The sequence below is a fragment of the Candidatus Brachybacter algidus genome (genome assembly GCF_016707225.1).
Taxonomy (GTDB): Bacteria; Bacteroidota; Bacteroidia; order Chitinophagales; family Saprospiraceae; genus Parvibacillus; species Parvibacillus algidus.
In genome coordinates, this window is sequence record NZ_JADJID010000002.1 from 580,357 (window position 1) to 592,704 (window position 12,348).

Consider the following 12,348-nt stretch of genomic DNA (forward strand, 5'->3'; position numbering starts at 1 on the left):
ATGGCCAAACAAACCAAAACAAAATCAATCGAAGAAACCCTGTGGGATTCTGCCAACAAACTAAGAGGCAGTGTAGAACCGGCAGAGTATAAACATGTCGTCCTTGGATTGATCTTTCTCAAGTTTGCAAGTGATAAATTTGAGGCGCATAGGAAGGAGCTGATTGCGGATGGTAAGGAGAAGTACATTGAGATGGCTGACTTTTACAATATGCACAATGTCTTCTTTCTGGATGAGATCTCCCGTTGGTCTTACATCATGATGAATGCGAAACAGAATGACATCGCACTTAAGATAGATACTGCGCTGCACAATATTGAAAAAAACAACAACGCGCTAAAAGGAGCTTTACCGGATAATTACTTCTCGCGTCTTGGACTTGACATCACAAAGCTGTCATCCTTACTCGATACGATCAATGAAATAGACACACTCAAAGACAAGTCTCAAGATATCGTCGGAAGGGTGTATGAATATTTCCTTTCGAAATTTGCACTGGCAGAGGGCAAGGGAAAGGGAGAGTTTTATACTCCTAAAAGTATTGTGAATCTAATTGCAGAAATGATCGAACCATATAAGGGAATCATCTATGACCCTGCCTGTGGTTCCGGTGGTATGTTCGTTCAGTCCATTAAGTTTATAGAAAATCATTACGGGAGTAAAAAGGAGATCTCCATCTATGGGCAGGAATATACCAATACCACCTATAAACTTGCAAAGATGAATCTCGCCATCCGGGGCATATCAGCAAATCTTGGAGAAAAAGCAGCAGACACATTTGGTGATGATCAACACAAAGACCTGAAAGCTGACTTTATCATGGCCAATCCTCCATTTAATCAAAAGGACTGGCGCGGTGCAGATGAACTCAAAGACGATCCACGCTGGAGAGGATATGAAGTTCCTCCAAAAAGTAACGCCAATTATGGCTGGATCCTCAATATGGTCTCCAAACTTTCGGAAAATGGAGTTGCAGGTTTTATCCTTGCAAATGGTGCGCTCAGTGGAGGTGGTGAAGAGTATAAGATTAGGAGGAAGTTGATTGAGAATAACATCGTTGAGGCTATTATGGTATTACCGCAAGATATGTTTTACACCACGAACATCAGTGTAACTGTATGGATTCTTAATAAAAACAAACAAGCTCACAGCAGAAGTATTGGAGATGAAGAGAGGCATTATAGAAATAGACAACAAGAAATTCTATTTATGGATTTGAGGCAGATTGGTGAGCCTTTTGAGAAAAAATTTATCCAGTTTAGTGAAGAGCAAGTCAAATTCATCGCAGCTACCTATCATGATTGGCAACAGGAGAATAACTCATATACTGATGTTCCGGAATATTGTTATTCGGCAAGCATAGAAGAGGTTATAAAAAAAGATTTTTCTTTGGTGCCGAGTAAATACATTGAATTTGTAAACCGGGATGAGCATATTGATTTTGATGAAAAAATGAAATCTCTTCGATCAGAATTCAAAGATCTTTTTCATCAAGAGGAAACATCCAAGCAGGACTTATTAAAGGTATTTAAAGAGCTTGGATATGAGTTATAGTGCTTTTGCCAAAAAGACAATTTATAAAAGAATAGGAGATTTTATTCAATTAGTTGATATAAGAAATAAGGGATTAAAAGTTCAAAACCTTTTAGGATTAAGTATTTCAAAAAAATTTATTCCGTCAGTAGCTAACATTATAGGTACCGATATGGAAAATTATAAAATAATACTAAAAAACCAATTTGCTTGCAGTACAATGCAGGTGAGGCGAGATAAGAAAATGCCGATTGCACTTCTTAAAGAAGTTAACGAAGCAATAATTTCTCAAGCTTATCCGGTGTTTGAAGTTGTTGATTCTTCAATGTTAGATCCTGAATATCTCATGATGTGGTTTTCCAGGGAAGAGTTTGATAGAGAAGCTTGTTTTCATGCAGTTGGTGGCGTGCGAGGTAGTTTAGAATGGGAAGATTTTTGTGACATGAAACTACCTGTGCCCTCCATTCAAAAGCAGCGAGAAATAGTCAAAGAGTACAATGTCATTCAGGATCGGATACAACTAAATAATCAAATTATAAAAAAGTTGGAGGAAACTGCGCAGACGATATATAAGAGGTGGTTTGTGGAGTTTGAATTTCCTGATGAGGAAGGGAAGCCTTATAGGAGTAGTGGTGGAAAGATGGTATGGTGTGAGGAATTAAGAAAGGATATTCCTGAGAAATGGGAAATTAAGCATTTTCATCAAATTATAGAATATTTTATTTCTAAAAGAGGAAAAAGTAAATCGATATTGAATTTACAAAATTATAGTGAAGAGTTTAAATATCCTGTTATTTCAGCAATGAATATTAACAATGGCAAAATTGTTAAACATGATACTATTCCCTATGTGAATAAGATAAACTATAATTCATGGATGAACCCAGAACTAGCAGTCGATGATGTTATCTTAACTTCAGAAGCACCACTTGGAGAAACATATTATTTGGCTATTAATTCCAGAATTGCATTAAGTCAGAGGCTTTTTGCTATCCGAACAAAAAAACAAATTATTTCAGGTTGGTATTTACATTTATGGCTAAATACGCCCCTTGCAAAACAGGAGTTAGAAGGTAGGTCATCAGGAACCACAGTTTTTGGAATTAAGTTATCGGAATTAAAAAAAGTAGCTATATTAATTCCTATCAGAAATATTGAAGAGAATTTTACTAACAAAACTATTGCGATAGCAAAAATGAATGAAACAAAAAGTTCACAAAATCAAAAATTAAATGATTTCAAAACCTTTTTGCTTTCAGATTTAACTAAATTAGAAAATTAATCATATGAGCCTTAATACCAGTTTAAAAGGTCGCTTAAGAAATACAAATCTTCCTTTGACCCATGCTCTTCATCCGCTTTTTGAGGCAGTCGTCAATTCCATCCATTCTATTGATGCAGCAATAAATATGGGTACTTACTCTTCAACTGTTGAAGGAAATATCACAATTAGTATAATAAGGTCTCCTCAATCTTCCGCATTTGAAGATACAAAATCTGATATTATTGGCTTTGAAATTATAGATAATGGAGTCGGTTTTAATTCAGATAATCATAAATCATTTCAAATTTTAGACTCTGAACATAAAATCTCGCTTGGCTGTCGAGGGGTAGGAAGGTTATTATGGCTTAAGGCATTTAGCCAAGTATGTGTTAAAAGCTCATTTGGAGAAAATTTACAAATTAAAACTAGACAATTTGATTTCAATGTTGATAATGATATCCATAATGAAAATATCGATATCACACCAAACGCAAAAATTGAAACTTCAATTAAATTGAAAAATATTCGCAAAGAATATTCAAAATACTTAAAGAAGTTGCCTCAATCAATTGCCCATGATCTACTAGAGCATTGTTTATGGTACTTTATTAGAGAAGGGGGTGCCCCAGAAATAATTATTGTAGATAATAATGAAAGAATTTCATTACAAAAGGATTATGAGAATTTAATGATAAATGCATCTGACAAAGATTCTTTTGAGATTAAATCAACTGTTTTCGAAATTACTCATGTTAAGTTGAAATCCTCCTTACAAAACAAACATAGTATTAATTATAGTGCTGCAAGTAGAGTTGTTAAGGAAGAGAATCTACAAGGGAAAATCCCTGGCTTATTTGGCATTTTGAATGATGGAAATGAGAACTTTGCCTATTTGTGTTTTCTTACTTCTAGCTATTTAACAGAAAAAGTGAATCCAGAAAGGTTTGGATTTAATATTTCGGAAACAGTAGAAGGAATTTACGCTGATTTAGAAATATCATTTAACGAAATTAGAGAGAACGCTTTAGTAATTATAACAGAATATTTAGATAAATACTTGCAAGAAAACAAATTAATAGGTATCAAGAGGTTAACGGATTTTGTTCATTCAAAAGCACCTAAATATAGGCCAATATTGGATCATATATCTGAAAAAGAAAAAATTGTTGATCCAAATATCACGGATAAAGAATTGGACATTAAGTTGCATCTACTTCTAATGGCATTTGAAACAGAATTACTAGCAGATGGGCATGATTTAATGGTGCCAAATGGCCTTAAAAAAGAAGATTATAATAAACGTATTGATAAATATTTATCAAAAGCAAGTGATTTAAAAAGATCAGATTTAGCAAATTATGTAGCGCATAGAAAAGTTATTCTTGACATACTTAATTATGCAATTCAAAAAGGCAAAGATGGTAAATATTCAAAAGAGGAAGTTTTACACAAACTTATCATGCCTATGCAAAAGGTAAGTGATGAAGTTAGGTTTGAGGATAGCAATTTATGGCTTGTAGATGAACGTTTGGCATTTCACAATTACTTAGCTTCCGATAAAACTATAAATTCTATGCCAATCACTGACTCAAAATCTAATAAAGAACCTGATATACTTGGTTTAAATGTGTACGATAATCCCTTATTAGTCAATGATGGAGACAGTTTGCCACTTGGAACTATTACAGTTGTTGAGATAAAAAGACCTATGAGAAATGACGCAAAAGCGGGTGAGGAAAAGGACCCTATTGAGCAAGCTCTAAATTATTTGAATAGAGTTAGAGAAGGAAATGCAGTTACTGCTGCAGGAAGACCTATTCCAGATTCTAAGCATATCCCGGGTTTCTGTTATGTTATTTGCGATATTACACCTACGATTAAAGAAAGATGTGATTTTTTAGATTTGAGAATTACATCTGATAAAATGGGATATTTTGGACATCATAAAAGATACAATTCATACATAGAAGTTATATCTTTTGATCGTTTATCAAACATGGCAAGAGAGAGAAATAAAGCATTTTTTGACAAGTTAGGGTTACCTTCATCATAAATATGAAATTCACCGAACAAAAACTTGAAAATGCTTTTATTGAACTCCTTTCGCAGGAGGGGTATCCGCATTTTACCGGTGATACCATTATTCGAGCTCCGGAAGAAGTAATTATTGAAGCTGATTTAATAACCTATTTTCTCAATCGATATGAAAGCAAACGACTGACCTTGAATGAAGCAAAATCTATCATACTTCAACTTAAATCCCTTCCTTCATCAGATCTTTATGAAAGCAACAAAAAAATAATCAATTGGCTTTCAGATGGCTTCATCCTGAAAAGAGCAGACCGCAACGACAAGGATATTCATATTGAGCTGATTGATTACAAAGGACTGGATGAACAATTCGTCAGTAATGATCTGGATGTCATCGGTGATCCAAAGGTGGCTACGACTTCAGATTTTAATATTTATAAGTTTGTTACCCAATGTGAGATAGTTGGTACGGAAAAAAGAATTCCTGATGGCATCGTGTATATCAATGGACTTCCATTAGTAGTATTTGAGTTTAAGAGTACGATCAGAGAAGAAGTCAATCTGGAAGATGCTTTCAAACAATTAACCACCCGCTACAAAAGAGATATTCCGGAATTATTTAAATACAATACGTTTTGTGTCATCAGCGACGGTGTCAATAGTAAGGCAGGTTCATTTTACGCATCCTACGATTTTTATTATGCATGGAGACGAGTAGATGGTCTGGCAAAAGATGTCAATGGCATAGACAGCATGTTTACCTTGATAAGCGGCATGTTCGATAAAAACAGATTGAGGGACATCATCCGCAATTTTATTTATATTCCCGATTCTTCAAAAAAGAATGAAAAGATCGTTTGCCGATATCCCCAGTATTATGCTGCTAAACGACTTTTTGATACTATAAAGTCCGCTCAGAAACCGGAAGGCAATGGTAAAGGTGGGACTTACTTCGGCGCTACCGGATGTGGCAAGAGTTTTACGATGCTGTACCTCACGAGGCTGATCATGAAAAGTATTCACTTCAACAGCCCGACCATCGTACTCATCACTGACAGAGTTGATCTGGATACTCAGCTTTCTGAACAATTTACGAATGCTAAGGGATTCATCGGAGATAATACGATCATTAGTGTGGAAAGCCGTATGGATCTGCGCAAACATTTGCAAGGAAGGCAGAGTGGAGGCGTATTTCTGACCACCATCCATAAGTTTACCGAAGATGCGGCCCTTCTTACTGACCGAAGCAATGTCATCTGCATCTCTGACGAGGCGCATAGAAGCCAGGTCAATCTCGATCAGAAAGTCAAAATCACTTCAAAGGGTGTGAAAAAGACTTTTGGCTTTGCTAAATATTTGCATGATTCATTGCCCAATGCCACTTTTGTAGGATTCACAGGTACTCCAATAGATGCTACGCTGGATGTATTTGGTAAGGTGGCTGATACATACACCATGACGGAATCAGTCAATGATGAGATCACAGTGCGCATCGTCTATGAAGGCAGGGCTGCCAAGGTCGCACTACACAATACGGAGTTGGAGAAAATAGAACAATATTATGCAGAAGTTGCCGCTGCAGGTGCCAATGAATATCAGATTGAAAAAAGCAAGGAGACAGTCGCCAATATGAATTCTATTTTGGGTGACCCAAAGCGTTTAAAAGTATTGGCGGAAGACTTTGTACATCATTATGAAACTCGTGTTTCAGAGGGATCTACAGTAAAGGGAAAGGCAATGTTTGTTTGTAGTACGAGAGAGATCGCATACGATTTTTATAAAAATGTAATAGAACTATTAAGTGCGAGGGTCCTGGGAGAAAAGAGCTCCGGCTCTTTTCCTGATGCCAACTACGCGGACTCCTTCACCACCAACTTTGGTTTTCCGGAAGAATGGCACACAGGTAAGTTACCCCATCGAAACAAACTAGGCCTGATACAATTCATTACATTCAGGTTAGCAGACAGTTTGCATCAGGAAGCATTAAGATGTAGTGAGGAAGAATTAAAAAACTTTAAGGGAGATGATTATGAAATCCAAAAAAGAAAAAAATATGAAAAGTATTTAGATCGAGGATTGGGTAGTTGTGCATTAGCCCATCCAGAAATGGCCCAAGTAATGCAAGACGCGCTAATGTTTCACGATGGTGATCGATATAATCTTCTGGCTTGGAGTATTATGCCTAATCATGTACACGTCCTGATTAAAGACAACAGCGATCTATCCAAGATCCTCCAATCCTGGAAATCTTTCACTGGAAAATGGGCGCTAAAAAACAATAAAAAATATGGTTTAAACATCCCAAAAGATGCTACAGAATTTTGGATGTCGGAATCCTGGGATCGATTTATAAGAGACGGCGATCATTTTAACAATACTATCAATTATATTTTGAATAACCCGGATAAGGCGCATTTACCGGCTGGAAGTGCGGCGTATAGATTCAGAGGATGCACGATAAGGAGGGAAGGAAAGGAGGAAGTGGGGGGAGATGGGGTGAAGCAGGAGCAGGAGGATAAGTGGATGAAGCTGGAGCAGGAGGATAAGTGGATGAAGCTGGAGCTTCATCCTTCCCAGGTGAGGATGGTGATGACGCGTGATAAGGATGATGATGAGGTTCTGTATAATTTGCTGGGGACGAAGGAATATAAAAAAGAACTTGATCGGCAATTTAAAGATGAAAACTCGAATTTCAAAGTTGCAATTGTGGTGGATATGTGGCTGACTGGGTTTGATGTTCCATGTTTGGACACTATGTATATAGATAAGGCGGTTCAGCAACATAATCTTATCCAGACGATTTCCAGAGTTAACAGGAAATACAAGAATAAAAATAAGGGATTAATAGTAGATTACATCGGCATCAAAAACCAGATGAACATGGCCCTGGCCAAATACAATACAGGGGACAAAGATAATTTTGAAGACATTGCAGAGTCACTTATTATCGTAAGAAATCATCTGGATCTGTTAAATAAGTTGTTCCACACTTTTGATAACATCAAATATTTCATTGGCAATACAATGGAACAGCTGAATACACTCAATCTCGCTGCTGAATTTATTCAAAAGACCAAGGAAGAAGAAACCCGGTTTATGGGATTGGTCAAGCGGCTGAAGGCAGCGTATGATATTTGTTCCGGAAGTGAGCTCGTAACTCAACATGAAAAAGACCTGACACATTTTTACATAGCTGTGAGGTCTATCGTATTTAAACTCACCAAAGGAGATGCTCCTGATATTTCTCAGATGAATGCAAGAGTCAGGGAAATGATCAAGGATGCACTGGCCAGTGATGGAGTGGAGGAAATACTGAAACTCGGTGAAGATGGAACACAACAAGATATTTTTGATGCTGACTACCTTGCTAAGATCGACAAGATAAAATTGCCAAATACGAAAATAAAGTTATTGCAACAGCTCCTTGCAAAGGTGATCAAGGAGATGAAAAAAGTCAACAAGGTAAAAGGTGTTGACTTTACCAAAAAAATGCAAACACTCGTGGATCGCTACAATCAAAGAGATGCCAACGACATCCTTCGCAGTGAGGTTTATGAAGAAATGGCTGAACAATTGACCAATCTCATCATGGAAGTACACAAAGAGTTCTCAGCAGGTGAGGCGTTGGGTATTGACTTTGAAGAAAAGGCATTTTACGATATCCTTAAGATGTTGTGTGCCAAATATGACTTCAACTATCCGGAAGACAAACTCATCGTTCTCGCAAAAGCAGTTAAAAATCTAGTTGAAACTCAGGCTAAATTCCCTGATTGGAATAAAAGGGAAGATATTAAAGCAACATTGAAAGTAGGTCTAATCCTGTTGCTTGATGAATTTGGCTACCCTCCGGTGGCACGCGATGAGGTATATGTGGAGATCTTTGAGCAGGCGGAGAATTTTAAGAAGAATAAGTAATTAAGATGGAGTTTATAGATAACTTAAATAACTTAATAGAAGAAGAAAAAGTGCTTGGAATAAAATCCATTGATAAACTTAAAAGCTTGGGTCATAATTTTGATGTAGTTTATCTTCCCAATTTCATGCCTACGAAAAAGGTGGACTATTTCTTTGTAGCAATGGAGCCATCATTTGGCAAATGGGGTACAGTGGATAACGCAAATAAATTAATTTCCAAAGGTTTCAGAAATTTCATTTTTTCGAAAGGAGACTACTTATTACATTTTGCCATAAACAAATATTTAACATCTAACTACCATATTACAGATGTCTCGAAGTCAGCGATGAATATTGATTCTGCCAATGTAGTCCGAAAGGTAATGTATAATTTTTGGAGACCCCATCTAAAAAAAGAATTCGAAACTCTAAAAACTGATTCTGCTAAAATTATTTCAATTGGAGATAAACCAGAAATTGAATTACAAAGGATTTTTCCTAATAGTGATATCCATAAAATCATTCACTTTTCTGGTGCTGCTCAAAAAGCAAGGAAAGAATTTGTTGAAAAACATAATGATGAATTTCAATTATTTGCAGCTAGCTTTATTAAGGAGGAAGTTCAAATTTTTAGCCAAGAATTATTTAATTCAAAAATTGAAGATAATGAAGTTAAATCCTTTATCCAAAAACATAGCTTCAAAAGATTAGTAGATATTAAGGAATCTGATTTAAAGCTTCTTTTTAATTATAAAATGAATTTTGAAAAAATAATAAAAAATTAATATGAAATCAACAGAAAGAAATGAAGTATTAAAAAATGCTTTTGAAACTAAAATTCCTCAACTTAAGAAACTGGTTAATTTTCTCGTTAATAATTCTCAATTTAATCATGATTATCAACTCAATAATTTAAAAGGTAGTCTAAATCCTAATGCTCCATTTGGAGACAACTTTCGTCGAATACTTCTTGAATGTTTATACACATCATCCCAACCAAGTCTGAAATTAATTGGCAAGGCAATGAAAGATTTGGAACCACTTTTTATGGAGCTTAATTATACAAAAAAAATAAATCAAAATACTTTTTTTGCAATACTTGAAAAGCATTTCAACACCACAAATATGGATGAAAGAGTACTTTTTGAAAGTTTGTATTCGATTCCAGGGATGGGTCTCAAAATAGCTGCACTAACAGTTCGAAATTTAAACCTTACATTCAAATACGATTTATTAGAAATGGAAGGATATAAATTTGATGAAAATAAACTTATGATAGCAGTAGATGTGGTAATAACATCTGCCCTAAATCAAATTTTAGGCTTTCACGGAAAAAATATAAAGTTTGAAGCAAGTAGAGACTTTTATTTGTTAAATGAATTGTTTAGAATGAAATCATTAAATCCGGATAGTCCAATTATATTTGAAGATTTATGGTTTTGGGGATTTTACAATCAAACTAATGGTTCGGACAAGGTAAGGAACTTCAATAAATTTAATCCAGATAAACTATACGCTGAGAAATATAACTTCGCTCGTGATTTTAAGGAAATTGAATCTCTTTCAGAAGAGTTTAGGGCAATAATAAATCATGAGCAATAAAATTGATTCTTTTGTAAATTATTTTCAGTCTACTTGATAAAGCATTAATTTAAAAGGAATTATTCTTTAAAATTAATGCTTTACATTACAATTATAATTTACTTTCATGAAAAATATAATTCTTATTTTAACATTTGTTACAACCGGCTGTACTCATAAATACTTTTACCCGCTCACACCGAATGTCCCTATGCATAGTGGCGCAGGAGAGTTGACCTTAGCCGGAAATTATTCATTTAATGATCGCATAGACGGAGTGGAAGGACAGGTAGCGTATTCAGCGACAGACCACATTGGTGTAATGGGTAATTTTATTTATGTAAAAGGTGTGGAGGATAAAATTAATGATTATGGCTTAGGTAAAATGGGTGAAGTCGGGATCGGATATTTTACAAATAAAGGTAGATTACATCTTGCAGTTTACGCCGGCGGAGGTTTGGGTGACCAGCATCACCACTACAGATCTGATAGCATCGGTTATTACCAGGCTGATATGAATTACAACCGGATTTTTATTCAACCTTCCATAGGTTATAAATCCAGAATTTTTGAAAGTGCTTTTACGACGAGATTCAGCAGGCTGGATTACAGTAAATTTACTTCTGACATTGATCCTGTGCTTGATCCATACAATTACGATCTTGTGAACCTATTGAATTCTGATCGCCCATATTATTTATTTGAACCGGCTCTTACTATTCGAATTGGATCAGATAGGATTAAATTCCAGGGAAATCTGGGCTTGTTGTATGAGTTAAGAGACAAAGGGACTTTTGTAAGGTCGGCGCTGAGTGCCGGGATTCATGTAAGGTTGGGCCGTAAAACTTAATAATTCTAATTGAAATTTAATACAACATTTATTTTCTAAAATATTGTCTTCAATAAGAATTAATATTTCTTTTTTATATTATTGTCGACTTCCTTAATTCTATATTCAGCGGATGGATCTCTTCCAAATCATTTTTTTCGACATATTCGACGATCATTTCTCCAATAGTGGAGGTATAGTAATTATTGACAGGGTCGATGTCCTTGGTGACAAATTTATGTTCAATCGTCCAACTTACCGCCTTTCTTACCAGAGCCGCTTCTTCCGTTAATTCAAGATGATCCAGCAACATGGCTGCAGATAATATTGAACCAATCGGATTGGCGATATCGAGTCCTGCTGCTTGCGGATATGAGCCGTGAATAGGTTCAAACAAAGCAGTTTTTACTCCAATAGATGAAGATGGCAATAGTCCGAGGGAGCCACTGATGACACTCGCTTCATCGCTAATGATATCGCCAAACATATTTTCTGTGAGAATGACGTCAAATTGTCTCGGATTGAGGATGATCTGCATCGCAGCATTGTCCACATATAAATAATCGACAGTTACATCAGGATAAATGGCAGACAAATATTGAACGACTTTTCTCCATAACCTTGATGTTTCAAGGACATTGGCTTTGTCAACGAGTGTTAATTTCTTGCGACGTTGTTGAGCAGCTTTAAAAGCTAGATGAGCTATACGTTCTATTTCTGCACTCGTGTATACACAGTCATCTGAAGCACAATCTCCTGCTTCATTTAATTCCTTTTTTCCAAAATAAATACCTCCCGTCAACTCACGATAAATTACAAAATCTACCCCTTCTATAATTTTAGTTTTCAGAGGTGAGAGAAAATGCAAACTGCTATAACTTGTCACAGGACGGATATTGGCAAACAATTGGAGTGCTTTTCTTAGGCCCAAAAGACCTTGCTCCGGTCGAACCTTAGCTGTAGGGTCGTTGTCATATTTGGGGTGTCCAATGGCGCCAAATAAGATGGCATCACTGTCCAAACAAATATCCAGAGTAGCTGCGGGTAAAGGATCTCCTGTTTTGTCGATGGCGTGTGCACCTATCAAGCCCTCAGCATATTCAAATTTATGGTTGAATTTTTCAGCGATGGCATTCAGCACTTTTAATGATTGATTAGTCACTTCAGGACCGATGCCATCACCTTTTAAAATGGCTATTTTCTTAAACATAGTTTA

8 protein-coding genes are annotated in these 12,348 nt (G+C 35.9%); 7 read left to right on the top strand and 1 reads right to left on the bottom strand.

Annotated elements, in window-relative coordinates; translation table 11 throughout:
* The 7 genes from IPI15_RS08355 (at position 1) to IPI15_RS08385 (ending at position 11,153) form a co-directional block, all read left to right on the top strand.
* The gene (locus IPI15_RS08355; RefSeq protein WP_287419856.1) at positions 1 to 1,554 is read left to right on the top strand and encodes a type I restriction-modification system subunit M; all 1,554 of its coding nucleotides are present in this window, start codon (positions 1 to 3) and stop codon (positions 1,552 to 1,554) included.
* On the top strand, positions 1,544 to 2,815 hold the full coding sequence (locus IPI15_RS08360; protein ID WP_287419858.1) for a restriction endonuclease subunit S: 1,272 nt from the start codon (positions 1,544 to 1,546) through the stop codon (positions 2,813 to 2,815). Before IPI15_RS08355 ends, IPI15_RS08360 begins: the two co-directional genes overlap by 11 nt.
* Positions 2,816 to 2,819: 4 nt before the next feature.
* Positions 2,820 to 4,850 (top strand): hypothetical protein, encoded by a 2,031-nt coding sequence (locus tag IPI15_RS08365; protein ID WP_287419860.1) that lies wholly within the window; start codon positions 2,820 to 2,822, stop codon positions 4,848 to 4,850.
* A gap of 2 nt (positions 4,851 to 4,852) precedes the next feature.
* The gene (locus IPI15_RS08370; RefSeq protein ID WP_287419862.1) at positions 4,853 to 8,743 is read left to right on the top strand and encodes an HsdR family type I site-specific deoxyribonuclease; all 3,891 of its coding nucleotides are present in this window, start codon (positions 4,853 to 4,855) and stop codon (positions 8,741 to 8,743) included.
* Between the two features lie 5 nt (positions 8,744 to 8,748).
* Positions 8,749 to 9,507, top strand: coding sequence for a hypothetical protein (locus IPI15_RS08375; RefSeq protein ID WP_287419864.1), 759 nt, complete (start codon positions 8,749 to 8,751; stop codon positions 9,505 to 9,507).
* A 1-nt stretch (position 9,508) separates the two neighbouring features.
* Positions 9,509 to 10,324 carry a hypothetical protein gene (locus IPI15_RS08380; protein ID WP_287419866.1) on the top strand — a complete coding sequence of 272 codons (816 nt, stop codon included), beginning with the start codon at positions 9,509 to 9,511 and terminating at the stop codon, positions 10,322 to 10,324.
* Positions 10,325 to 10,430: 106 nt separating this feature from the next.
* The gene (locus IPI15_RS08385; RefSeq protein ID WP_287419867.1) at positions 10,431 to 11,153 is read left to right on the top strand and encodes a hypothetical protein; all 723 of its coding nucleotides are present in this window, start codon (positions 10,431 to 10,433) and stop codon (positions 11,151 to 11,153) included.
* 73 nt (positions 11,154 to 11,226) lie between these two features.
* Here the strand turns inward: IPI15_RS08385 and leuB are convergent, their stop codons facing one another.
* Positions 11,227 to 12,342 carry a 3-isopropylmalate dehydrogenase gene (gene leuB, locus IPI15_RS08390; protein ID WP_287419869.1) on the bottom strand — a complete coding sequence of 372 codons (1,116 nt, stop codon included), beginning with the start codon at positions 12,340 to 12,342 and terminating at the stop codon, positions 11,227 to 11,229.
* Between the last annotated feature and the right edge of the window lie 6 nt (positions 12,343 to 12,348).

Bases quoted from the DNA above. Each gene is read 5' to 3' on its own strand.
- IPI15_RS08375 (WP_287419864.1), top strand. From the start codon at position 8,749: ATGGAGTTTATAGATAACTTAAATAACTTAATAGAAGAAGAAAAAGTG.
- IPI15_RS08360 (WP_287419858.1), top strand. From the start codon at position 1,544: ATGAGTTATAGTGCTTTTGCCAAAAAGACAATTTATAAAAGAATAGGA.
- leuB (WP_287419869.1), bottom strand. From the start codon at position 12,342: ATGTTTAAGAAAATAGCCATTTTAAAAGGTGATGGCATCGGTCCTGAA.
- IPI15_RS08365 (WP_287419860.1), top strand. From the start codon at position 2,820: ATGAGCCTTAATACCAGTTTAAAAGGTCGCTTAAGAAATACAAATCTT.
- IPI15_RS08370 (WP_287419862.1), top strand. From the start codon at position 4,853: ATGAAATTCACCGAACAAAAACTTGAAAATGCTTTTATTGAACTCCTT.
- IPI15_RS08385 (WP_287419867.1), top strand. From the start codon at position 10,431: ATGAAAAATATAATTCTTATTTTAACATTTGTTACAACCGGCTGTACT.
- IPI15_RS08355 (WP_287419856.1), top strand. From the start codon at position 1: ATGGCCAAACAAACCAAAACAAAATCAATCGAAGAAACCCTGTGGGAT.
- IPI15_RS08380 (WP_287419866.1), top strand. From the start codon at position 9,509: ATGAAATCAACAGAAAGAAATGAAGTATTAAAAAATGCTTTTGAAACT.